The sequence below is a fragment of the Streptococcus mitis genome, assembly GCF_047465045.1.
Lineage (GTDB): Bacteria > Bacillota > Bacilli > Lactobacillales > Streptococcaceae > Streptococcus > Streptococcus mitis_DT.
In genome coordinates, this window is the sequence record NZ_JASHAR010000010.1 from 44,100 (window position 1) to 67,306 (window position 23,207).

Here is a 23,207-nt window from a genome sequence, read left to right on the forward strand (position 1 = left end):
ATTTTTATTTGTGTAGCACCAAGAGCTAAATCTACATGACTTTTACATTACTGATACTATCTATTAGAAAATCTGCAAGTCTTATTTTCCAGTAAAGTATTTAACCGCTGACGCGAACAGGTGCTGGTCTTTATTTCCTGGGATGTTTTGGAAAAGACCGTCTTCATAACGTTCTGAGTGTCCCATCTTACCGATGATTTGGCCGTTCTTGCTGGTAATTCCTTCGATGGCATGGATAGAACCATTCGGATTGTACTTAGAATCCATACTTGGTTTTCCATCAAAGTCAACATATTGGCTGAAAATTTGTCCATTGTCACGGAGCTCTGCAAATTCCTCAGCTGTCACGACAAACTTCCCTTCACCGTGCGAAACAGGAATGGCGTGGATATCACCCACTTGCACACCAGTCAACCATGGTGAGTTGGTATTGGCAATGCGAGTTTCTACTATCTTGGCCACGTGTTGGTTGGCATCATTGTAGAAGAGAGTTGGGCTAGTACTAGTGGCATCTTCAAAGTTTCCGTATGGAAGAAGACCTGATTTGACCAAGGCCTGAAATCCATTACAGATACCGATAATTAAGCCACCACGGGCGATAAAGCTATCAATAGCCACACGCACTTTTTCATTAAGCAGAATATTGACAATAAACTTGGCTGAACCATCTGGCTCGTCCGCAGCTGAGAATCCACCTGCAAAGAAAAGGATATTAGCCTTGCCGATGTTGTCAACCATAGTTTCAACTGACTTGACAATGGCTTCTTCATTCAAGGTCACGAATGGCACTAAGTTGACCTCTGCACCTTCTTTTTCGAAAGCCTTAGCTGAATCATATTCTGAGTTGGTTCCTGGGAAGACTGGGATGTAAACCACAGGTTTTTCAATAGTTTCTTTAGCTGTGATGACTGTGTTAGAAGCGACAGCTGGCACTTCAGCCAATTCTTGAGATTGGGCAAATTCAGTAGGGTAAACTTCTTCCAGTTTCCCTTGGAAGGCACTGTCAAGCTTGTGTCCATCTAGCTTCACACCGTTGACAGTCAGTGTAAAGTCTATGCTAGTTTGACCGATTTTCTCTACTCCAGCAATTTCTTGAGGCGATGTAAAGACAAATCCGCCCAATTGAGCTGTCAAAGAACTTTCAAGTTCAGGCAAGGTCACCTCTGCACCGATATAGTTCCCAAAGGTAGCAAGAGCCAAACTTTCAACCACACCACCGTATTTGACAGCTGATGCAGATGTGACTTTATGGTCAGCTTGGATGGCTTCAAACTTAGCAAAGTTAGACTTGATAAGATCAAAGTCAATTTCTTGTGCCAAGGCTTGACCTGGAATATAGTAAATATTTTCACCAGTAGCTTTAAATTCTGGAGAAAGGACCTTACGGCTATCTGCAGTTGTGACCCCAAAAGCGACCAAGGTTGGCGGTACGGTCAATTCTTCAAAGGTACCAGACATAGAGTCCTTACCACCGATAGATGGCAAACCAAGTTGAATCTGAGCTTCGATTGATCCAAGAAGAGCAGCTACTGGCTGACCAAAACGCTCTGCCTGTTTGTCCATGCGCTCGAAATATTCTTGGTAAGAGAAGCGAGCCTTAGACCAGTTGGCACCAGCAGCAACCAAACGAGCAGTCGCTTCGATAACCGCATAGGCAGCACCGTGATAGGGAGACCATTCTGCAACATATGGATTGAATCCTTGAGCGATGACTGACGCAGTATGAGTCACACCGTGTTGAACTGGCAATTTTTGCACAGATGCCTCAGTTGGTGTGAGTTGGTAACGACCACCAAGTGGGTGATTAACCGTTGAACGACCAACAGAGCAATCAAAGATAGTCTGCAAGCCTTTTTGACTCGCATGGTTGAGATCAGACAGAACCGCAAGGGTATCAACTTCAAGTGTGTTAGCAGATGTTTGACGCTCTTCTGGGAGTTTGACATCCTTGTCCACAACCTTAGCATCTACGACCACGCGCACACCATTGGTATCAAGGAAACGACGTTCCAAGTCGACAATGGTTTCACCATTCCAGTGCATGACTAGATTTGGTTTTTCCGTCACTGTCGCAACTACAACAGCATCAATATTTTCTTTGTTACATTCCGCAACGAAGGCATCTACATCCTCAGGACGAACCACAACTGCCATCCGTTCTTGAGATTCAGAGATGGCAATTTCGGTACCATTCAAGCCTTGGTATTTAAGAGGCACTTTGTCTAGGTCAATTTCAAGACCGTCTGCCAATTCACCGATAGCTACACAGACACCACCAGCACCAAAGTCATTGGATTTCTTAATAAGACGAGTGACATCGCCATTACGGAAAAGACGTTGAATCTTGCGCTCTTCGATGGCATTCCCTTTTTGAACCTCAGCACCAGCAGTTTCCACGGACTCAACTGTTTGAACCTTAGAAGAACCTGTCGCACCACCGACACCATCACGTCCAGTCTTACCTCCAAGGAGAATAATCACATCTCCCGCTTCCGGTTTTTCACGGACAACATTGCTCTTAGGAGCCGCTCCGACAACAGCACCTAGCTCCATGCGTTTAGCTACAAAGCCTGGGTGGAAGTATTCACGAACGTAGGTTGTTGCAAGTCCAATCTGATTCCCGTAAGAAGAATAACCATGAGCCGCTGTTTTAGAAATGACTTGTTGTGGTAATTTCCCAGCACGAGTTTCCGAAATCGGTGCTGTAATATCACCAGCACCTGAGATACGCATAGCTTGGTAAACATATGAGCGACCTGACAATGGGTCACGAATAGCACCACCGATACAAGTAGCCGCCCCACCAAATGGCTCAATTTCCGTTGGGTGGTTGTGAGTTTCATTCTTGAACATTAGGAGCCATGGCTCTTTCACACCATCAACATCCACTTCGATTTCTACTGAGCAAGCATTGATTTCGTCTGACACTTCCATATCATCCAAACGTCCATTAGCACGCTCATAACGACCGAAAATAGTCGCCATATCCATCAAGGTTTGCGGTTTTTCAGAACGCCCCAAATCCTCACGCATGGCAATATATTTGTCATAGGTCGCCTGCAATTGCTTTTGGAATTTCGATGCGGAGAAGTCAATGTGTTTCAACTCTGTCTCAAAAGTTGTGTGACGGCAGTGGTCAGACCAGTAAGTGTCCAAAACCTTGAGTTCTGTTTCCGTCGGCACGCGCTCGATTGACTTGAAATAGTCTTGGATAAAGAGCAAATCATCCACTTCCATGGCCATCCCTTGCTCAGCCTTGTAGCGCGCAAAGTCTTCTGCTGTATAGTTTTCAAAGAAAGTCAATTTAGGAATGGTCTTGTCTGACTCTGAAAATTCTTGCTTGGCAATCCCTGTCGTGATGTCCTTGAAACGAGAATCAACTGGATTGAGCAGATAGTTCTTGACTGCTTCCAACTCCGTCGCATCAATATCTTTATTGACTAAGTAAAGTTGAGCGGTATTGACTGTTACATCACTCGAGCTACCTAGCAAGAGCAAAGCTTCCTGTGAAGATGCTGCACGCTGGTCAAACTGCCCTGGTAGGCTTTCAATGGCAAAGAAAGCATAGTTGGCAAGATCCGCTTGCACAGCCACTTCGTCCAAAACATGGTCTGTCACCTGCTCAGAGAAGATGTGCTTCTCTGCAGGTGCAAACAAGTCCTCTACCAAATCAAAGACATCATAAACCTGCACAATGCGAATACTTTTCAAAGTTGACAGTCCCAAGTTGTGCTGGAGCTCCCTTACCAAACTCTCTGACTTGACCTGAAAATCAGCCTTTTTTTCAACAAAAATACGTTTATCCATCAATCCTTATTCCTTTATTTCAGCTCTTGCAATGTTTCCAACGACCTTGAGGTTGTTATTTCAATTCTTGCAACTTCTCCCAAACAACTTCATAAACATCTGTTAATTCTCCGAGACCTCTACGGAAAACATCCTTATCCATGTGGTTGCCATCCGCATCCCACAAGCGGCAATTATCTGGTGAAAATTCGTCTGCTAAGATAATCTTGCCATCCTTATCAAAACCGAACTCTAGCTTAAAGTCAATCAACTTAAGCCCAATCTCAGCAAACCAGACTTTCAAAAGTTCATTGATACGACGGGTTTCTTCCTTCAAGTAGGCAATCTGCTGGTCATCCGCAATCTGTAGGAATTTCACATGCTCGTCATTGATAAATGGATCATCCAAATCATCATTTTTATAGTAAAATTCGACAATCGGAGTCTCAAATGCGATACCTTCGTCTACACCAAAACGTTTTGAAAAGGAACCAGCAGTATAGTTGCGGAGCACGACTTCCAAAGGAATAATCTTAACCTTTTTATTGAGTTGTTCCGTGTCTGAAAGCTTCTCCACAAAGTGAGTCGCCACACCAGCCGCATTTAATTTCTCAAAAATAAAAGATGAAATCTGATTATTCAACACTCCCTTACCTGCAATCTGCTCCTTCTTAACACCATTGAAAGCAGTCGCCTGGTCCTTGTAAGTTGAAATAATAAGATTTTCATCCTCAGTTGTATAGATATCTTTAGCTTTTCCCGAATAGATCAATTGTTTTGACATTTTAAAGTTCGCCTTTCGTATTACTTGAGCACATTCTACCATAAAAAACCTAAAATTACAAGAATTTAACCGAATAAATAACGTAGTAACATTAAAAATTATAAAGAAAAAACTGCAAGAAGAATCTTTCTCACAGTTTTAAAATCATTTAACTCTAAAAACACGAACATTACTATTTGTTCAAAAATTGATCTAAATAATAACGTAAGTAACTTTTCTTGCCCGTAATCATCTGCAGACGACCTTCCACCCCATATCGAAGTTTTTCAGCCTGCTCCGAAGTTAGATTAGTCTCCACCTCGATTTTAAAGAAATTCCCTTTTTCAGTCTTAGTAGCTGTCGCATCAATACTTGTAATAGTAGAATCTAGGAAAAGTTGATTCTTGGCATCATGAGTCGTAGTATAACGAACAGAATCACCGACCTTGATCCTTGCTACATCTTTTGAACTTAGATAAGCTGTGAGTTTGGCTTTCCCTTCTTTTTCCAAGGACGGATAGAGTTGAGCTAATAAGGCACCTTCTGCTACCATAGTAGAATCACTAGTCTCAGGATTAAGGTGAAGCACCCCATCCTCACTCGCCGTAATTTTCCCCTTTTCTAAAAGATTTCCCTGAACCTTCTTACCCGATTCTGCCTCCAAAATTTTCTGGTCTAGAAGGGTCAATTCCTGACCAACCTTAGCCAAGTGTTGTGATTTAAGAGATTCCAATTGACTGCTTAAACCTGACGCATAGGCTTGCTGGGTACCTGAACCTGCATACTGAACACGGTAAGTAGCAAGACTGGATTCTAACTGAGAGAGCTGTGCTTCTACCTGAGCAACAGCCTGAGCCTTAGATTGCGGATTTTCCTCGCCCTGAGACTTATAGGACTGGTAGAGAGAGTAGGCTAGATTCTGACTGGCCAAGGAAGCACCTGTTTCAATAGCTGACTTAGCTGTCTGGTAATCGCGAATTTTAGCCTCTGTTTGGCTGATGAGGTTGCCGATTTCGGCTTGGGTTTGGCTAGCTGCTGCATTCTGGGATGCAATGGTCTCATTTTGTTGCGATGTACTAGCCCTAAGACTGCCTGCTTGACTGATGTAGTCGCGAAAGGTGGCTTGGTAGCCAAACTTATCCTCCTCTGGAAAGTGGTTCTCCCCTTCTTGCAGGCTCTTTTGCAAATACTCCAATTGCTTTTTCTGATCCTTGAGCATGTCCAACTGACTAGCATAGGCCTCCGCTTGGACACCCTCTGCCCCTTCCTGGTATTGAACCAAAAGATCCCCCTTTTTAACCAGCTTATTTTCTTCCAGATGATTGACAAGAATGCGATTGTTACTAGTTGACTGGATATTTGCAAGGATACGACTAGGCTCTACAGTAGCTCTAGTAGACAAACTCATCTCCTTCTCTGCCAAAGTTGCAAAGCCAAGCAAAAACACGAGCAGAAGGAACATGGGCACAATCACCCGACTGGAAAAATTATGGTAACGACGATTATAAAACTCCGCACTTTCTAAAAATTCTGGTTTCATCCTCTCCTCTTTCTAGCTATTCACCAAATGGGCGTAAAAGCCACCCTGTGCAAGCAAATCAGCATGCTTTCCTTCTTCAACAATCTTGCCCTGATCCAAGACAACAACCTTCTCTGTCCGCTCAGCAATGGTCAAGCGGTGGGCGATGAAAATCAAGGTCTTGTCCAAAGCCATGAGATTATCGACAATTCGCTTCTCTGTCAAAATATCCAAACTGCTGGTCGCCTCGTCCAAAATCAAGACCGGTGCATCTGTCAAGAGAGCACGCGCCAGAGCTATTCTCTGACGTTGACCACCTGAAATTCCTGCCCCATCCGAAGTCAATTCTGTCTGGTAATTCAGTGGCATCCGCTCGATATCCTCCCGAATCTCTGCCAATTCGACCGCCCGTAAGATATCCTCTTGAGTCGTCCCTTCCTTGGCTCCCAAAAGAAGATTGTCCAAAATCGTTCCGTTAAAGACATAGGGCTGTTGAGGCAGATAGTTGATATACTGGCGCAGGGCTTTTTTATCAATCTGATTGAGATTGACACCACCCAGACTAATCTCTCCCTGACTTGGATCATAAAAATTAACCATCATCTTGGCCAATGTCGTCTTACCTGACCCTGAAATCCCCACAAAAGCCACCTTAGACCCTTGGGGAATGGTCAAATTGATATCCGACAAGACATCTCGACCATAGCCATACTTGTAGGAAACCTGCTTGAAGGTCATATCTCCCTTCATCAAGCTCAGATCCTCAACTGTTTTCTTCTCCTCAAACTCAGAAGCTACCAGATAAACCTCATTCAGACGGTTATTGGCAACCTGCGCTGTCTGAAGCTTGGTTTGCAGATTGATGATATTTTCCAAAGGATTGGTAAAGTAAACCAGCAAGGTATTATAGGTAATCAACTGCCCCAAACTCATCTTGCCATCCATGACCAGAACAGCTCCCATCCAGAGAATGCCGACATTGAGTAAGAGATGGGCAACTTTTTTCAGAGCCTTTTGCTGACTCTCTGCCCGACTATAAGTAAAAGATTTTTTCAGATAATCTACAAATTCCTTGTCAATCTTTTGGTAGCGTGAACTTTCACTAGTTAAGGACTTGATGGTCTCAATGCCATTAATGTCCTCGATGATAGAAGAAGACAGAACCGCATTGGCTTCCATGGTATCCCGATTCATCTTTTCAAACGGCTTCATAAAAGCAAAGATAATCACTGTATAGATAGGAAGTGCCAATAAGGTCATGAAAAAGAGATTGGTATTTTGTGAAAATAAAACAAGGGAAATAATGACAACCGTTGACACATCTAGGAAAATCGAAAGGATGGTCGAAGCCAGCGCATCAATAATACTATTGGCATCTGTAAAACGAGACACGATTTCCCCTGTCCTGCGTGTCGCAAAGAAAGACATAGGCAGGTGAAAAACATGCTTGATATAGGATAAAATCACATCAATCGACAGGCGTTGCCCCAAAACAAGCAAGAGATACTCCTGAGCATAAGACAAGACCTGCTGGAGAATATAAACGATAACCAGCCCAATAGAAATAATCCCCAGCGTCGAACGCATCTGATCTGGCACATAGGTATCAATGATAGACTGCAGATAATAAGAACCCACAATGTTAATCAAGGTTACCAAGAGTGTTGCCAAAACGATATTGGCAATCAAGCCACGCTGCTTCACTAATATAGGGATAAAAGAGAGCAGACCATTCTTTTGATCCTTATGAGGCTTATAGTCTGGACTCGGTGCCATAAAAAGGGTCACTCCTGTCCATTCTTCCGCAAAACGCTCACGTGGCAGTTTGGTCAATTTCACCCCAGGATCTGGATCAGCAATATGAATGCTGTCCTTATCCTGCCCAGTCACCACATAGTAGTGAAGCAATTTCCCTTCCTTAAGCACATGAGCAACAAAAGGAAAGGTCAAATCTGGCAAGTCAAAGAGCGTCATATCCGCCTTAATGGCCCGCGTCTCAAAGCCAATCTCCTCTGCCACCTTGACCAAGCCCAAGGCCGTCGTCCCATCCATAGTCGTCTTGGCCAATTCTCGCAAGTGAGCCAAAGAATAATAGCTACCATAGTAGCCAAAAACCATAGCCAATGAAGCTACACCGCAGTCCATCTGATCCACCTGCGGACGATAGTTCCTTTTCCCAAATTTCATATTCATCTCCTTTTTCCTAATACTCAATGAAAATCAAAGAGCAAACTAGGAAACTAGCCGCAGGCTGCTCAAAACACTGTTTTGAGGTTGTAGATAGGACCGACGAAGTCAGTCACATATATACGGCAAGGCGACGTTGACGTGGTTTGAATTTGATTTTCGAAGAGTATAAACTCATCTGATAACAACTATCTTACCCCAATCCCCAAACAAAAACTGGACTTCCTCCCAAAATGCGCCTATCTACCTCCCAAATGCACTTTTGGGATAAAAAAATAGGCAGAACAAATGTCCTACCTAAAATATATATTTATAAAGATTAAAATGTAAATAATTGTCAAATAGAATGTTGCTCTACATTCTTAGCAACATGCAACTCCTCTTATCTTGCTTCTTGCTATTCTTTACTTTTGACGACTTCTACCACATCTCCTACACTTTGGAGTTGGTCAATTTCCTCATCGCTGATTTCGATATTAAATTCATCTTCCAGTGTCAAGATAAACTCCATCAAGTCAACTGAGTCAGCATCCAAATCGTCTTTCAGACTCAAGGATTCTGTCACGACAAAGTCCTCTCCCTGTCGCTCTTGGATAATGGTCACAATACGGTCAAAAATTTCTTTTTCTGTCATCTCTTTTATTCTCCTGAAAATTCACGCGCAGTCTGGGCAACTACGTCTGTTTCTAGCATGGTACGAATCTGGCGGATTGTACTATAAACAGCCTTGGCATCGCTTGAGCCATGAGTCTTGACAACAGGTGCCTTGACACCAAACAAGACTGCTCCACCAACATCTGAATAGTTGAGCTGTTTTTTCAAACCTCTGAGGCTGTCCTTGAGAAGGAGGGCGCCTAGTTTCGCTCGGAGACCACCACCTGTAATAGCTGTCTTGAGCAAGCCCATGATTCCCATGGCTGTCCCTTCAATGGACTTGAGCACAGCGTTTCCCGTGAAACCATCTGCCACAACAACATCCGCAACGCCATTCATCAAATCACGTGCTTCCACATTTCCGATAAAGTTTAAACTTTCATCAGCCACTAATAATTCATAGGTCTCCTTACGAAGCGGGTCGCCCTTGCTACTCTCTGTTCCGTTATTGAGCAAGCCAACACGTGGTTGCGCAATTCCACGGACATTTTTAGCATAGAAAGAACCTAAAACCGCATATTGATGGAGGTGCTGGGCTGTATTTTCCGCATTAGCACCGAGGTCTAGCATGTCAAAACCTTTCCCATCAATAGTCGGCAAGGTTGACATAAGCCCAGGACGGTCAATATTCTTGATACGACCCACGATGAAAAACCCAGCCGCCAATAAAGCACCTGTATTCCCAGCAGAGAGGACAGCGTTTGCTTCACCCTCTTTGACAGCCTTGGCTGCCAATACCATACTGGCATTTTTCTTCTTCCGAATAGCTCTCGTAGGTTCATCGTCTGAATCAATCTTTTCATCCGTATGGATAATGTTGACGCGCTCTGTCGCTGTCAGATATTGCTTGATTTTAGCCTCATCTCCGTAGAGTTGAACTTCAATATCTGAAAAGTCAGCAAGGGCTTGATTGACACCCTCAACGATGGCCTGAGGTGCGTAATCGCCCCCCATGGCATCTACTGCGATTTTTTTCATTTCTTTTCCTCTTTTAGTAATTGACCCCATTCTGCTAGGGAATCAATAAATTTCTTTGATTTTAGGTGAATTCCAACGTACTCTTCATAGAGTTGATCCATAAATTGGCGTAACCCTTGCTTGATTTCAGGCTTAAGCGAAATGGTCTCCAAAATCTCAAAATCAATGGCTTGAAATTGATTGAGCAGATAAGGGATATTGGGATTGAGATGGCAACGTCTCTCATCTTCATGATAATGATCTGGACAGAGACAGGCTCCATATTTGAAAGAAAAGTCAAAAGCCTGACCAACCCGATGGCAAAAGACACACTCATTAAAATTGAGACTAATTCCAAATCGAGTCAAGATTTGAATTTCAAAAATATTAGTCAAAACCTGATAATCCAAGCCCACTTCCATCAACTCCAAAGTCTTTTGCAAAAAAGCAAACAAGGGAGCATCCTGCTGATTGTCCTGCAAACTCGCATCTGCAATAGCTGCTATGTAGGTCGCATAGGCCATGACAAAGAGATCGCTATTAATCTTGGGAAAGGTCATGACCTCATGATAGTCCTCGATGTAGCTGAGGCCATCATCATTGATTCGCAAGAGAAATCGTGCCAGCACCAAGGGCTGAATAACCGGTGCCAGCTTAGACTGGCCAGCATGTTTAACGAAAAACATGCGTTTGCCAGCCTGCTCTGTAAAAATCTTGACGAGCTTGTCATCCTCCCGAAAATTGCGATTGTAGAGCACCAAGCCTTGACTCGTGATTGACTGAATCATGCTTCTCTCATGTACTCCTCAAGTCGTTTCATAGCTTCTTTGATAGTCTCCATGCTGGCTGCATAAGACAGACGAACATAACCTTCCCCGTAACGCCCAAAGGCTGCTCCAGGGATAAAGGCAACAGCCTTCTTCTGAGCAAAATCCTTCAGAAAAGCAAAAGAATCTTGATTATATCCCGCTGGAATCTTAGCAAAGATATAGAAGGCACCGTCTGGTTTGATAATCTCAAAACCAAGAGCAGTCATTTTCTCGATAATATAGTCTCGACGCTGGATGTATTCCTTCTTCATAGGTTCCGCATCATTTTTACCAGCCGTCAAGGCCTCCACCGCAGCATGTTGAGCCATGGTATTTGCAGCAGTCACCAAGTACTGGTGACTCTTGATCAACTGGGCTGTGAAGGCCGCAGGAGCAAAAATCAGCCCCAAACGCCAACCTGTCATGGCATGCGATTTAGACAAACCATTGATAATAATAGCCTGGTCTCTCAACATAGTTCCCAGAGACACATGGGCTTCGCCTGTGTAGGTCAATTCTGAGTAAACCTCATCACAGACAACGAAAATCTCGTACTTGCGTAAAACAGCTGCCAAGGCCTCCAACTGCTCCCGACTATAGGTAATTCCTGTCGGATTAGCCGGATAGTTAAGAATAACCGCCTTGAGCTTATCTCCCTGCTCCAAAATGGCCTTCTCCAACATTTCAGGAGTCAAGACAAACCCATTTTCAGTCGTGTCAATCTCGACAATCTCTGCCCCAACTAGATTGACAATCGGTTCATAACCCGGATAAGCAGGAGCTGGCAAGAGCACCTTGTCTCCCTCTTCCAAAATAGCTGTCAAAGTAGCAGATAAAGCCTCTGTCGCCCCAATTGTAACCAAGATTTCATTTTCAGGAGCATAGTCCAGTTGGTACTTTTCCTTAACAAAGTCACTGGCCGCCTGACGTAGAGTCAGCAGACCACTCATCCCTGTATAGTAGGATTGGTTCTGATCAATCGCTCGCTTGGCCGCCTCCTTGACATGATCTGGCGTTGTAAAATCAGGCTCCCCCAAGGTCAAACGCAAGACCCCAGGAATCTCCGAAATAGCCTGGTCAAACTGACGAATCAACGAAACTTGAATCTTATCTAACTGTTTATTAAAGCGCTTAGTTAAGTCCATAGATACCTCCTGCTTTCAAAACGTATCTCTATTATACTACAAAAGCCCCCCGACCGCAAAAATACATGATAGAATAGCTTTCCACTTTCTATTTTACTTTTCCTCTTTACAGGTCTATAATGGTAACAGATTCTATTTGGAGGTTTTTATGTCATTTCTATCAAAAAATGGAGCAGGCATCTTGGCCTGCCTTCTGATTTCAATCGTATCTTGGTACTTAGGAGGATTCTTCCCTGTTATTGGCGCGCCTGTCTTTGCAATTTTCATAGGCATGCTTCTCCATCCCTTTCTCTCGCCCTATAAACAACTGGATGCGGGATTGACCTTTAGTTCCAAGAAATTGCTTCAATATGCTGTTATCTTGCTTGGTTTTGGTCTCAATATCTCGCAAGTCTTCGCAGTCGGACAATCTTCACTCCCTGTTATCCTGTCCACCATTTCAATAGCCTTGATTGTTGCCTACCTCTTCCAGCGTTTCTTTGCACTGGACACAAAACTGGCTACCTTGATTGGAGTGGGTTCTTCTATCTGTGGGGGCTCTGCCATTGCAGCGACAGCGCCCGTTATCCATGCCAAGGAAAAGGAAGTCGCCCAAGCCATCTCCGTTATCTTTTTCTTCAATGTCTTGGCTGCGCTCATCTTTCCAACCCTCGGCACCTGGCTTCATCTATCCAATGACGGCTTCGCCCTCTTTGCAGGAACTGCGGTCAATGATACTTCCTCTGTAACGGCTACCGCCAGCGCCTGGGACAGTCTCTACCAGACTAATACCCTCGAATCCGCAACCATTGTCAAACTTACGCGGACTCTGGCTATTATCCCCATCACTCTCTTTCTCTCCTACTGGCAAAGTCGTGAACAAAAAAATAAGCAAGGCCTTCAACTAAAAAAAGTCTTCCCGCTTTTTATCCTTTACTTTATCCTTGCATCTCTCCTAACCACCCTACTGACCTCTCTCGGGGTATCCAGTAGTTTCTTTACCCCTCTCAAACAACTTTCCAAATTCCTCATTATCATGGCCATGAGTGCTATCGGTCTCAAAACAAATCTGGTCGCTATGGTCAAATCAAGTGGAAAATCCATTGTTCTCGGAGCCATTTGCTGGATAGCCATCATCCTCACCAGTCTCGGGATGCAGACCCTTATCGGCATTTTCTAATACTCTTCGAAAATCTCTTCAAACCACGTCAATGTCGCCTTGCCGTATATATGTGACTGACTTCGTCAGTCTTATCTACAACCTCAAAACAGTGTTTTGAGCAGCCTGCGACTAGTTTCCTAGTTTGCTCTTTGATTTTCATTGAATATAACACAAAAGGTAGCCCACCAGCTACCTTTTTATTATGCTTCCTCAATCAAGCGTGTATGTTCTCTCTTGATACAGCGATTCATCACGATGTCATCGCATCCACCAGCACGCAAGATTTCTTCCGCTTCTAGACTTTCAAGTCCCAGCTGTGCCCAAAAAATCTTAGCATCAGCCTTGAGAAAATCACGCGCCACATCTGGCAGAAACTCACTTCGACGGTAAACATTGACAATATCTACAGGAAAAGGAATTTCAGCGAGGCTGGCATAAGCCTTTTCACCCAAAATCTCACCACCTGCAGCCTTGGGATTGACAGGGATGATTTTATAACCTCGAGCCTGCATTTCCTTGGTCACTCGATTGCTGGTTGTTTCCTCACGGTCAGACAGGCCCACCACAGCAAGGGTTTTACTCGTTACGAGATACTGACGAATCACGCCATCACTTGGACTGATAAATTCTTGACTCATAGAAATCCTCCTTTTTCATCAGTATAACACAATTTGAAAAGGCTTGCAGATTTTGACTACAAAAAAGCTCCCAGCAGTTCATTCACTTCTGCTAGGAGTATGTTTTATTCTAAGTGAAAACTTAAATCTTTTTCTCAATACTGAATAGTGGAGAAAGTGGGCGTTTTTCATGAATACGTACGATGGCGTCCCCCAAGAGATGAGCGATTGAAATCTGCTCAATTTTGTCAATCAAACGCTCTTCTGGCAAGTAGATAGTATCCAAAACCACCAATTTCTTGATAGCTGATTTTTGGATATTGTCCATAGCAGGACCAGAAAGAACTGGGTGCGTACAGCTTGCATAGACTTCAACAGCACCAGCTTCTGCCAGGGCATCTGCCGCATGACAAATGGTTCCAGCCGTATCAATCATATCATCAATCAAGATACAAGTCTTGCCTTCTACCTTACCGATGATGTTCATGACTTCACTGGTATTCATCTTATCAACACTACGACGTTTGTCAATGATAGCAATAGATGTTTTCAAAAATTCTGCCAACTTACGAGCACGAGTCACACCTCCATGGTCTGGACTGACAACCACATAGTCAGAACCGACCATGCCACGACGCTCAAAATAATCCGCAATCAGAGGAGCTCCCATCAAGTGATCCACAGGAATATCAAAGAATCCTTGAATCTGCGCAGCATGCAAGTCGATTGTCAATAAACGATCTACTCCAGCTACTTCAAGCATATTTGCGACAAGTTTTGAAGTGATTGGCTCACGCGCTCTCGCCTTTCTATCCTGACGTGCATACCCATAGTAAGGCATGACAACATTGACAGATTCTGCACTCGCACGCTTCAAAGCATCTACCATAATCAAAATTTCAAGCAGATTGTCATTTACAGGCGAACTAGTTGATTGTAGGATAAAGACGTGTTTCCCACGGATTGATTCTTCGATGTTGACCTGAATCTCTCCATCTGAAAATTGGCGGACACTTGATTTCCCCAACTCTATCCCAATCTCCTGCGCTACACGTTTTGCCAATTCTTGATTAGAAGAAAGGGCAAACAGCTTTAAATCAGAAAAAGACATGATTTCCTCCGGTATATATGTATCGCTTGTGCTTTTCACAAGATTTTTCCATCTACCATTGTAGCGCTTTTTGCACTATTTTTCAATCAAAAATAAAAGAAGGGCACCATATTTGTACCCTTGCATCATTCTTTTGAAAAATATTCTAGTTCATCAACTCATTGTGCTTCTCAACAAAGCGATAAGCCTGGTAAAAACCATAGAGAGTAATAGCCGTAACCAATGGAATCGCTAAGGGCAACTCTGTCTCCAACTCCACAAAAGGAGAGTTAAACAGGAAGTGAGTTCCAAAGGCTAAACCTAGGAAAATAAGCCCCTGTTTCTTGCCAACCTTCTGCCCTTTATAGGCTATGTAAAGCAAGTAAACACCTACTACCGCCAAACCTGAAAAAGTCCAGTGAGAAGCAATTCCTGAGATAATACGCTCTAAAATTCTCGAAATAGTAAAGTCAAAGCCCTCTGGCAAATCCGTACGAATGTAGCCAATATCCTCAATCATTTGGAATCCCAAACCAGAAGCAATCCCTAGTAACAACAAAGATTTTAATTTTCGTACAGGAATCAAAGCCAAAACAAAGACAAGTGGCAATAATTTAAGCGGTTCTTCTACCAAAGGAGCCACAATAGCACTTTCAAAGGCATTTAAAAATGCACTATCTGGGAAAAGAATACCCAGCAAATCATGGATATAGGTATTAGCAAAGCTAGACAACCAGCCTGAGAGGAACATCCCGCCCAATAAAGACAGAATCAAGACCTTCTTTGGTAATTCCCATTTTTTCCCAATACGGAAAAGGAAATAAAGAGCCGGAATCATGTAAAAGAGAGCTAGAAAGATAGAAACTCCCATTAGTCCATATTCCGCACCTGACATCGAACCGTCCGTATAGTAGATAGTTTCATACTGCAAACCAATACATAGCAATAAGATAAAAATAAATAAAATACTGTTTTTCTTCATACACTTTCTTTCTAAATGAAGTATTTATAATTCTACGACTGTCATACTTCCTGTATCCACATCGTAAATAGCACCAGAGATAATGACATCATCTGGTATTAGGGGAGACTCGATAAGGAGTTGCATATCCTCACGTACACTCTCCTCTATATCTTGAAAGGGCAAGAAGTCCTGGTCTGACACATCGACACCTAGTTCCTCTTTCAGATACTCATGAAAAGGACCATTTTCAAAGGTCTGAGCACCACAGTCTGTATGGTGCAACACCACAATCTCTCTTGTCCCCATCTGTTGCTGGGAAATAACTAGCGAACGAATCATGTCCTCTGTCACTCGACCACCTGCATTCCGCAAGATATGAGCATCCCCAAGTGCCAAACCTAGAGCTTGCGCAACGTGCAAACGTGAGTCCATACAGGTCACAATGGCTACTCTGGTTTTGGGTTTAAGTGGCAGATTTAACTGCCCATGTAGGGCAACATAAGCCTGATTGGCTTGCATAAACTGTTCAAAATACGACACGATTCCCTCCTTGAAAATTTGATAGTCAAATATTTCTCCTATCTTATCATTTTTAAGAAGATTTGTCACGGATTATGCAAAGACCTTTTTCAAAACTTCCTGAATCGTTGTCACGCCAATGACCTGAATTTTCTTAGGCGGAGTGATTCCTGTCAAGGAATTCTTAGGCACATAAATCTTAGTAAAGCCCAGTTTAGCAGCTTCATTGATGCGTTGCTCGATACGATTCACGCGTCGAATTTCTCCTGTCAAGCCCAGTTCGCCTACAAAACATTCCTGAGGATTAGTTGGCTTGTCCTTGTAGCTCGAAGCAATAGCAACCGCAACGGCCAAGTCTATCGCAGGTTCATCCAATTTGACACCGCCAGCAGATTTGAGATAGGCGTCCTGATTTTGCAAGAGAAGACCTGCCCGCTTTTCCAAAACAGCCATAATCAAGCTAGCACGGTTGAAATCAAGTCCTGTCGTCGTACGCTTAGCATTTCCAAACATGGTCGGTGTCACCAAAGCCTGAACCTCCGCCAAAATCGGACGCGTCCCTTCCATGGTCACAACGATTGATGAACCAGTTGCTCCATCCAAACGCTCTTCTAGGAAAACTTGACTCGGATTGAGTACCTCAACCAATCCGCCCGACTGCATCTCAAAAATCCCAATCTCATTAGTGGAGCCAAAACGGTTTTTGACCGCTCTCAAAATACGAAAGGTGTGATGACGCTCCCCTTCAAAGTAAAGCACCGTATCCACCATATGCTCTAGCATACGAGGACCAGCCAAGGTTCCCTCCTTGGTCACGTGCCCTACGATAAAGATGGCAATGTTATTGGTTTTGGCCAGCTGCATAAGTTCAGCTGTCACCTCACGCACTTGAGAAACAGATCCCTGCACCCCTGAAATCTCAGGAGACATAATAGTCTGAATGGAGTCAATAATGAGGAAGTCTGGTTGGATGCGCTCCACCTCAGCTCGAACACTCTGCATATTGGTCTCTGCATAGAGATAAAACTCGCTATCAATATCTCCCAAGCGCTCTGCTCGTAGTTTAATCTGCTGGGCAGACTCCTCCCCACTGACGTAGAGAACCGTTCCCACTTGGGACAACTGGGTTGAGACTTGTAGGAGAAGGGTTGATTTCCCAATTCCAGGATCCCCACCAATGAGGACAAGACTTCCCGGTACCACTCCGCCTCCAAGTACACGGTTGAATTCCTCCATCTCCGTCTTGGTTCGATTGACATTGATGGAAGTCACCTCAGCTAGTTTCATGGGCTTGGTTTTCTCCCCCGTCAAGGACACACGCGCATTCTTTACCTCGGCAACCTCAACCTCTTCCACAAAAGAAGACCAAGACCCACAGTTGGGACAACGCCCCAGATATTTAGGGGAATTATACCCACAATTTTGACATACAAATGTCGCTTTTTTCTTTGCGATGATAAACCTCTTTCTATATCTCTAACTCACACTCAATTACTTGGCAAAAATCAATCTTCTCATTTGGCACAAACTGACGCATGAGCATTCGATGAGCAACAACTACCACAGTCTGATGTTCTCGATACTTAGACATACATTCTAGAAAACGAGACTTCATTTCCGTAGCTGTCTCATATTGAATAGGACTATTAGGAAGTAACTCCCCCTTATTTTCTAGAAACATAGTACGAGCTTTTTCAAAATTATCTGTGCCACTTTCATAGACCTGCCATTCATGTAATAATGGCTCCACTCTCAAAGGAAGTCCAGTAACACAAGCCACATAAGAAGCCGTTTCTAAAGCTCTTGTGACTGCAGAAGATATGATTATTTCAGCTGAAGGAAGCAAGAGATTTTTGCTCAGTTTCTGGGCTTGTTGCCGTCCCTTCTCAGACAAGGGTGCCAAATCTATCCCAAATCCCGTATAAGAATGTTCCTCTAACTCACAATAATCTGGCTCCCCGTGACGGATAAAAATAATTTTCATATTAAGATCCCCATAAAACTATCCAATCTTGATTCCGCAATCTTGCCACTTCTTCAGTGTTTTAGAGAACTTCTTCTGGTTGGCAACTCCGACAGCAGACAAATCGACAGAAACCTGATAATTCTCCTTGGTAGCTGCCAAAACGGAAGCCTTAACACAGCCATTGCCATCTACCCCTATAAACTCTATGCTTTTAGCACCGGTCTCCTCTAAAAAATCTTTTAAATCTGGATTAGTAAAGCAAGAAGCACTACGCTTCTCAAAGATACGAGAAGATACAAGCAGCAAGCCGGTCGCAAATTTCTTCTTTCTGTCTTTTCTCCCCCGTCAAGGACACACGCGCGTTCTTGACCTCGGCAACCTCAACCTCTTCTACAAAAGAAGACCAAGACCCACAGTTGGGACAACGACCCAGATATTTAGGGGAATTATACCCACAATTTTGACATACAAATGTCGCTTTTTTCTTTGCGATGATAAACCTCTTTCTATATCTCTAACTCACACTCAATCGCTTGGCAAAAATCAATCTTCTCATTTGGTACAAACTGGCGCATGAGCATTCCGTGAGTGACAATGATAATAGTTTTATAATTTTTATATTTTTCCAAAGCTCTTAAAAAACGATGACGCATCTCTAGATCAGTTTCATAGCGATAAGGAGAATCTTCAGATAAACCTCCTTGATGTTTTAGATAATATTCATGAGCTACCAATACACTAGTTAAATCAGAGTTAGTGCCATCTAAGTCTGGACGCCACTCATGAAAAAACGGCTCCACAAATAAGTCCAATCCTGTTTCAACTGCTATATAATGTGCTGTTTCTAAAGCCCTCGTCACAGACGATGAAATAATAATCTCTGCCTTTCCAAAACATGCAGTTTTAGCAACTTCTTTTGCCAGACTGCGACCTTTTCCTGTCAATGGTGCTAAATCACGACCAAAACCACTATAGAGTTGCGGATTTTCAAGTTTATCAAGCATACTATAATCTGGCTCTCCATGACGTACAAAGATAATTTTCATCCTAGTGCCCTGTCGATCCAAAACCACCAGTCCGCACACCATCAGCCGCATCTCCATCTGCAATTAAGAAAGGAGCAAAGACAGCCTGGACCACACGTTCCCCAACTTCAAGAACAACCTCTTGGTCTGTGATATTCTTCATCTGAGCAAAAATATGCCCTTCATTCCCAGGATTTCCATAATAATCTCCATCAATGACCCCAACCGAGTTAATTAAAACCAAGCCCTTCTTACGAGGGTTTGAAGAACGATCATAGAGGTAGAGAACCTCAGTCGGCTGCATATAAGCCTTAACCCCTGTCGGAACCAAGACAATCTCTCCTGGCGCAATAACCGTACGCACAGCAACCTTTAAGTCGTAACCAGCCGCATGCGCTGTCTCACGCTTCGGCAATAAATTCTCATCTGTAAAACTCGAAACCAATTCAAAACCACGAATTTTCATCATCTTCTCTTTTCTATTATCATTTATTCTAGATTATTCTATCTTATTTATTCGGAAAAAGCACGAAAAAAAGAGCACACAATTCAAATCGCTTAGGGCTGCTGGATTCCTCCCCTGACCCGCTTCACGCAGAACTGTTGCTCCACTATTTATTATATCACATTCCTATTCATTTTAAAAGCAAAATTATTTTTTCCGTCTATTTCTAAAAAAGTCCTGCATAATAGCTGCGCATTCATCTTCCAAAATTCCCGTTTCAACCTCCACACGATGATTGAGACGCTCATCTGTCAAGATATCGTACAAACTCCCAGCAGCGCCAAATTTCTGGTTTTTAGCCCCATAGACCACGTTTGGAATACGGGCGAGTCCAATTGCCCCACTACACATGACACAAGGCTCAATGGTCACAAAAAGCGTGCAATCAAGCAAGCGCCAGCTCTCCTCACTCAGATTCGCATTCTCTATGGCCATAATTTCCGCATGCATAACCGCTCGCTGCAGTTCCTCACGCGCATTATGCCCACGGCCAATGATTTCTCCGTCCTTGACAATCACACAACCAATTGGAATTTCATCGTGTTCAAGAGCAATCTCAGCCTCTCTCAAAGCTTCCCTCATAAAGACTTCTTTTTCTTCAACTGTATAATTCATCAATTTCCCTTTTACTACTTATCGATTTTATTATTATATCATGAATCCCAAGACAAAAAAAGCCACCGAATGCGGTGACTTTATAGGGAGATTATTATGAAAAAGAAAAGTTTAGGATATTTGTTACAACAAGTTAGGAGGTCTTCTTGTAACTGTCTATAGTATACCCGACCTATCTTAAACAAATCTTAAAAATCTCTTAGGACCAAACACTTTCTAAAATATTTGTTTGTTCACGACCAGGACCTACTGAGAAAGTAGAAATACGAACGCCAACCAATTCACTCACACGACGAACGTAGTTACGCGCATTCTCAGGAAGATCTTCCAAATTACGAACTCCAGTAATATCTTCTGACCAACCTGGTAACTCTTCATAGATAGGCTTGCAACGCTTCAATTGCTCAAGACTAGCTGGATAGTAGTCAATACGTTGACCATCAAGATCATAGGCCACACAGATTTTCACTGTATCTAAACCACTCAAAACATCGATAGAGTTCAATGAAAGGTTAGTGATACCAGAAACACGACGGCTATGACGCATCACAACTGAGTCAAACCAACCTACACGACGTGGACGACCTGTTGTAGTACCATACTCATGACCTACTTCACGAATGCGTTCCCCCACTTCATCAAACAATTCAGTTGGGAAAGGTCCATCTCCTACACGACTCGTATAGGCTTTACATACACCAACAACCTTGTCAATCTTACTTGGACCAACACCAGAACCAATCGTAACACCACCAGCCACAGGGTTTGATGACGTAACAAATGGATAAGTACCTTGGTCGATATCTAGCATAACACCTTGTGCACCTTCAAAAAGCACACGTTTACCGTTATCAAGCGCATCATTCAAAATAACAGATGTATCTGTCACATATTTCTTGATTTGTTGACCATATTCGTAATATTCTTCAAAAATATCATCGAAAGCAATCGCTTTACTGTCATACAATTTTTCAAAAAGACGATTCTTTTCAGCAAGGTTACGTTCTAAGCGCTCACGGAAAATATCTTTATCTAAAAGATCTGCAATACGAATCCCAACACGAGCAGCCTTGTCCATATAAGCTGGACCAATTCCTTTAATTGTAGTACCAATCTTATTGTCGCCCTTAGCTTCTTCTTGCAAACGATCCAACTCGATATGATAAGGCAAAATAACATGCGCACGATCAGAAATACGCAAGTTATCCGTTGTCACACCTTCCTCATGAAGATAGCTTAACTCTTTTACAAGAGATTTAGGATTTACAACCATACCATTCCCAATGACAGAGATTTTTTCAGGGAAGAAAATCCCAGAGGGAATCAAGTGCAATTTAAACTTCTTACCATCAATAACAATCGTGTGACCAGCATTATCACCACCTTGGTAACGTGCAATCACTTCTGCATTCGCTGAAAGGAAGTCTGTAATCTTCCCTTTACCTTCATCACCCCACTGGGTACCTACAACAACAACTGAAGTCATAATCTTGTCTGAGCCCTCAGGCTCTTCCTTTCTCACATACATGGCAGGAATCTCACCCGCAATTATATCTTACAATTTATTATAAGAAAAAATCGCCTTTTTATCAAGAAGAAACAATAGAAAGATTTGCTATTTCCAACTATTAAAAAATATTATAGAAAAATTTACAGCTATTTATCATAATTGTTCCGTAAAAGAGTAAATTCGTTCGGGAATTCACTCGTGCTGTCTCAACAAGAAATAAAACCTCGATTCATTATCATCTTTTCAAGATACAAACGATAAGCAACACGATAATGGTAAACGATAAAATCCCTACGACACCCAATGCTATATCGAACTAAATAATAAATCAAAAATTTAAAATGAAAATGTTCCCATTCCCAACTATTATCAAAGAAAGTAGCATACTCTTCTTCGATACTGTCATAGAAATCAGTCATCTGATCATAAATACTTTGTAGCATAAGCCTACACTCCTTTTTTCTATTTATGAACTTATTCTAACAAAAAATTATAAACAGTTATTATAAATTCCTGAATTGTTAAAATACCAACCTCAACAAGATAGAAAATAAGAAAAGTTGACAGAATAGAGACAAATATCTTAAATAAATTTCATACGATTAAAGACCTAAAAAGGTCTCCTTAAGACTTTTAGATTTACAATATTTTTATTGGTTAAATCCTCAAAAAGCGCAGTTTCACTTGCAATCATTGCTCAAAAATAGCTGTCAGTGAAATTTCTCTCGTCAATAAAAAGGCTCTATAATATTTGTAGTGGGTAAATCCCCTATAGATATTATGGAGCCTATTTTTGTGTAGAAAAAAAGTCCCATATGACCTATAATGAAAAGCGATCAAACGACTCATTAGAAAGAAGCATATGGAACAATTACATTTTAACACAAAATTGCTTGACATTAAAGACAAGAACATCATAATATTGGACTATCTGGATGCTGGAACGCATAAAGAAATTATCGCTAAGCTAGATTATCCTGCATCTAAATCTCACAACTGTCATGGACAAATGGCTAAATATGACTTCCAAAAACCTTCTAAAATTCCTTACCTCAAAACGACTGATATGCCTACCAGAATCCTCCTTAGAAAGCGTCGATTCAAGTGCTATCATTGTTCTAAAATGATGGTAGTCGAGACCTCTCTCGTCAAGAAAAATATCACTTGTCATTAGGTGCGAGACAGATTATTAATTACATAAAAAAAGAGGCCTAAACCTCTTTTTCTTAACTACTCCGCCAGTAGGACTCGAACCTACGACATCATGATTAACAGTCATGCGCTACTACCAACTGAGCTATGGCGGATTAAAGCTAAGCGACTTCCATATCTCACAGGGGGCAACCCCCAACTACTTCCGGCGTTCTAGGGCTTAACTTCTGTGTTCGGCATGGGTACAGGTGTATCTCCTAGGCTATCGTCACTTAACTCTGAG

General features: G+C 42.6%; 20 protein-coding genes, 1 tRNA gene, 1 rRNA gene, 1 other RNA gene and 3 pseudogenes. 2 read left to right on the forward strand and 24 right to left on the reverse strand.

Translation table 11 applies throughout. The features are described 5' to 3' along the window. Window positions 1-81: 81 nt before the first annotated feature. The 8 genes from QM409_RS06675 to QM409_RS06710 all read right to left on the reverse strand — a co-directional run bounded on the left by QM409_RS06675 (window position 82) and on the right by QM409_RS06710 (window position 11,820). Entirely contained in the window at window positions 82-3,807 is a 3,726-nt protein-coding gene (locus QM409_RS06675) for a phosphoribosylformylglycinamidine synthase (RefSeq protein ID WP_414305378.1), read from the reverse strand. Between the two features lie 55 nt (window positions 3,808-3,862). Beyond that, a complete protein-coding gene (purC, locus tag QM409_RS06680; protein ID WP_261029269.1) occupies window positions 3,863-4,570 on the reverse strand; it encodes a phosphoribosylaminoimidazolesuccinocarboxamide synthase in 708 nt (235 codons plus the stop codon). A gap of 172 nt (window positions 4,571-4,742) precedes the next feature. After that, complete coding sequence (gene comB, locus QM409_RS06685) at window positions 4,743-6,089, reverse strand: competence pheromone export protein ComB (protein ID WP_414305377.1); 1,347 nt, start codon at window positions 6,087-6,089, stop codon at window positions 4,743-4,745. 12 nt (window positions 6,090-6,101) lie between these two features. Next, window positions 6,102-8,255, reverse strand: a complete 2,154-nt coding sequence (gene comA, locus QM409_RS06690) for a peptide cleavage/export ABC transporter ComA (RefSeq protein WP_414305376.1) — start codon at window positions 8,253-8,255, stop codon at window positions 6,102-6,104. A 397-nt stretch (window positions 8,256-8,652) separates the two neighbouring features. Further along, complete coding sequence (locus QM409_RS06695; protein WP_000136444.1) at window positions 8,653-8,889, reverse strand: acyl carrier protein; 237 nt, start codon at window positions 8,887-8,889, stop codon at window positions 8,653-8,655. Window positions 8,890-8,894: 5 nt separating this feature from the next. After that, window positions 8,895-9,887, reverse strand: coding sequence for a phosphate acyltransferase PlsX (plsX, locus tag QM409_RS06700; RefSeq protein ID WP_414305375.1), 993 nt, complete (start codon window positions 9,885-9,887; stop codon window positions 8,895-8,897). After that, window positions 9,884-10,654, reverse strand: a complete 771-nt coding sequence (recO, locus tag QM409_RS06705) for a DNA repair protein RecO (protein WP_414305374.1) — start codon at window positions 10,652-10,654, stop codon at window positions 9,884-9,886. The genes plsX and recO overlap by 4 nt, the downstream gene beginning before the upstream one ends. Beyond that, window positions 10,651-11,820 carry a pyridoxal phosphate-dependent aminotransferase gene (locus tag QM409_RS06710; protein WP_000366342.1) on the reverse strand — a complete coding sequence of 390 codons (1,170 nt, stop codon included), beginning with the start codon at window positions 11,818-11,820 and terminating at the stop codon, window positions 10,651-10,653. The genes recO and QM409_RS06710 overlap by 4 nt, the downstream gene beginning before the upstream one ends. 148 nt (window positions 11,821-11,968) lie before the next feature. On the opposite strand from QM409_RS06710, the gene QM409_RS06715 reads away from it, so the two are divergent. After that, window positions 11,969-12,979, forward strand: a complete 1,011-nt coding sequence (locus QM409_RS06715; protein WP_262082013.1) for a YeiH family protein — start codon at window positions 11,969-11,971, stop codon at window positions 12,977-12,979. A gap of 182 nt (window positions 12,980-13,161) precedes the next feature. On the opposite strand, the gene QM409_RS06720 is transcribed toward QM409_RS06715, so the two are convergent. The 14 genes and pseudogenes from QM409_RS06720 to comW all read right to left on the reverse strand — a co-directional run bounded on the left by QM409_RS06720 (window position 13,162) and on the right by comW (window position 22,215). Further along, window positions 13,162-13,599: a CoA-binding protein gene (locus tag QM409_RS06720; protein WP_414305373.1), complete on the reverse strand. Its 438-nt coding sequence runs from the start codon at window positions 13,597-13,599 to the stop codon at window positions 13,162-13,164. 121 nt (window positions 13,600-13,720) lie between these two features. After that, window positions 13,721-14,689 carry a ribose-phosphate diphosphokinase gene (locus tag QM409_RS06725; RefSeq protein WP_033682853.1) on the reverse strand — a complete coding sequence of 323 codons (969 nt, stop codon included), beginning with the start codon at window positions 14,687-14,689 and terminating at the stop codon, window positions 13,721-13,723. Window positions 14,690-14,834: 145 nt separating this feature from the next. Continuing rightward, entirely contained in the window at window positions 14,835-15,650 is an 816-nt protein-coding gene (locus QM409_RS06730) for a PrsW family intramembrane metalloprotease (RefSeq protein ID WP_414305372.1), read from the reverse strand. A 24-nt stretch (window positions 15,651-15,674) separates the two neighbouring features. Further along, window positions 15,675-16,172, reverse strand: coding sequence for a beta-class carbonic anhydrase (locus QM409_RS06735; RefSeq protein WP_084886336.1), 498 nt, complete (start codon window positions 16,170-16,172; stop codon window positions 15,675-15,677). Window positions 16,173-16,244: 72 nt separating this feature from the next. Beyond that, the gene (gene radA / locus QM409_RS06740) at window positions 16,245-17,609 is read right to left on the reverse strand and encodes a DNA repair protein RadA (protein WP_176607481.1); all 1,365 of its coding nucleotides are present in this window, start codon (window positions 17,607-17,609) and stop codon (window positions 16,245-16,247) included. Window positions 17,610-17,619: 10 nt separating this feature from the next. Continuing rightward, on the reverse strand, window positions 17,620-18,135 hold the full coding sequence (locus tag QM409_RS06745; protein WP_414305371.1) for a histidine phosphatase family protein: 516 nt from the start codon (window positions 18,133-18,135) through the stop codon (window positions 17,620-17,622). An 18-nt stretch (window positions 18,136-18,153) separates the two neighbouring features. Next, window positions 18,154-18,456, reverse strand: a pseudogene (locus QM409_RS06750) (isochorismatase family protein); the annotation flags it as partial. Continuing rightward, window positions 18,452-18,613 (reverse strand): annotated as a pseudogene (locus QM409_RS06755) (DNA repair protein RadA); the annotation flags it as partial. The pseudogenes QM409_RS06755 and QM409_RS06750, both read right to left, overlap by 5 nt. 10 nt (window positions 18,614-18,623) lie before the next feature. Continuing rightward, on the reverse strand, window positions 18,624-19,163 hold the full coding sequence (locus QM409_RS06760; RefSeq protein WP_414305396.1) for a histidine phosphatase family protein: 540 nt from the start codon (window positions 19,161-19,163) through the stop codon (window positions 18,624-18,626). A 1-nt stretch (window position 19,164) separates the two neighbouring features. Continuing rightward, window positions 19,165-19,608: a dUTP diphosphatase gene (locus tag QM409_RS06765; protein WP_000701987.1), complete on the reverse strand. Its 444-nt coding sequence runs from the start codon at window positions 19,606-19,608 to the stop codon at window positions 19,165-19,167. A 56-nt stretch (window positions 19,609-19,664) separates the two neighbouring features. Beyond that, an RNA gene (gene ffs / locus QM409_RS06770) (signal recognition particle sRNA small type) lies at window positions 19,665-19,762 on the reverse strand. A 32-nt stretch (window positions 19,763-19,794) separates the two neighbouring features. Next, a complete protein-coding gene (gene tadA, locus QM409_RS06775; RefSeq protein ID WP_001110112.1) occupies window positions 19,795-20,262 on the reverse strand; it encodes a tRNA adenosine(34) deaminase TadA in 468 nt (155 codons plus the stop codon). Window positions 20,263-20,461: 199 nt separating this feature from the next. Beyond that, window positions 20,462-21,748, reverse strand: coding sequence for an adenylosuccinate synthase (locus QM409_RS06780; RefSeq protein ID WP_001832534.1), 1,287 nt, complete (start codon window positions 21,746-21,748; stop codon window positions 20,462-20,464). A 230-nt stretch (window positions 21,749-21,978) separates the two neighbouring features. After that, window positions 21,979-22,215: a sigma(X)-activator ComW gene (gene comW, locus QM409_RS06785; RefSeq protein ID WP_414305370.1), complete on the reverse strand. Its 237-nt coding sequence runs from the start codon at window positions 22,213-22,215 to the stop codon at window positions 21,979-21,981. A 419-nt stretch (window positions 22,216-22,634) separates the two neighbouring features. Here comW and QM409_RS06790 point away from each other — a divergent pair. Continuing rightward, window positions 22,635-22,931: pseudogene (locus tag QM409_RS06790) on the forward strand (transposase family protein); the annotation flags it as partial. A gap of 74 nt (window positions 22,932-23,005) precedes the next feature. On the opposite strand, the gene QM409_RS06795 reads toward QM409_RS06790, so the two are convergent. Continuing rightward, window positions 23,006-23,079 (reverse strand) — tRNA-Asn (locus QM409_RS06795). 5 nt (window positions 23,080-23,084) lie between these two features. Further along, window positions 23,085-23,200 (reverse strand): 5S ribosomal RNA (gene rrf, locus QM409_RS06800). Window positions 23,201-23,207 lie beyond the last annotated feature (7 nt).

Bases quoted from the DNA above. Each gene is read 5' to 3' on its own strand.
- comB (WP_414305377.1), bottom strand. From the start codon at position 6,089: ATGAAACCAGAATTTTTAGAAAGTGCGGAGTTTTATAATCGTCGTTAC.
- recO (WP_414305374.1), bottom strand. From the start codon at position 10,654: ATGATTCAGTCAATCACGAGTCAAGGCTTGGTGCTCTACAATCGCAAT.
- QM409_RS06725 (WP_033682853.1), bottom strand. From the start codon at position 14,689: ATGTCTTTTTCTGATTTAAAGCTGTTTGCCCTTTCTTCTAATCAAGAA.
- purC (WP_261029269.1), bottom strand. From the start codon at position 4,570: ATGTCAAAACAATTGATCTATTCGGGAAAAGCTAAAGATATCTATACA.
- QM409_RS06710 (WP_000366342.1), bottom strand. From the start codon at position 11,820: ATGGACTTAACTAAGCGCTTTAATAAACAGTTAGATAAGATTCAAGTT.
- QM409_RS06765 (WP_000701987.1), bottom strand. From the start codon at position 19,608: ATGAAAATTCGTGGTTTTGAATTGGTTTCGAGTTTTACAGATGAGAAT.
- comW (WP_414305370.1), bottom strand. From the start codon at position 22,215: ATGCTACAAAGTATTTATGATCAGATGACTGATTTCTATGACAGTATC.
- comA (WP_414305376.1), bottom strand. From the start codon at position 8,255: ATGAAATTTGGGAAAAGGAACTATCGTCCGCAGGTGGATCAGATGGAC.
- QM409_RS06780 (WP_001832534.1), bottom strand. From the start codon at position 21,748: ATGACTTCAGTTGTTGTTGTAGGTACCCAGTGGGGTGATGAAGGTAAA.
- QM409_RS06745 (WP_414305371.1), bottom strand. From the start codon at position 18,135: ATGAAAATTATTTTTATCCGTCACGGGGAGCCAGATTATTGTGAGTTA.
- QM409_RS06720 (WP_414305373.1), bottom strand. From the start codon at position 13,599: ATGAGTCAAGAATTTATCAGTCCAAGTGATGGCGTGATTCGTCAGTAT.
- QM409_RS06695 (WP_000136444.1), bottom strand. From the start codon at position 8,889: ATGACAGAAAAAGAAATTTTTGACCGTATTGTGACCATTATCCAAGAG.
- QM409_RS06760 (WP_414305396.1), bottom strand. From the start codon at position 19,163: ATGAAAATTATCTTTGTACGTCATGGAGAGCCAGATTATAGTATGCTT.
- QM409_RS06730 (WP_414305372.1), bottom strand. From the start codon at position 15,650: ATGAAGAAAAACAGTATTTTATTTATTTTTATCTTATTGCTATGTATT.
- QM409_RS06675 (WP_414305378.1), bottom strand. From the start codon at position 3,807: ATGGATAAACGTATTTTTGTTGAAAAAAAGGCTGATTTTCAGGTCAAG.
- plsX (WP_414305375.1), bottom strand. From the start codon at position 9,887: ATGAAAAAAATCGCAGTAGATGCCATGGGGGGCGATTACGCACCTCAG.
- QM409_RS06715 (WP_262082013.1), top strand. From the start codon at position 11,969: ATGTCATTTCTATCAAAAAATGGAGCAGGCATCTTGGCCTGCCTTCTG.
- tadA (WP_001110112.1), bottom strand. From the start codon at position 20,262: ATGAATTATACAGTTGAAGAAAAAGAAGTCTTTATGAGGGAAGCTTTG.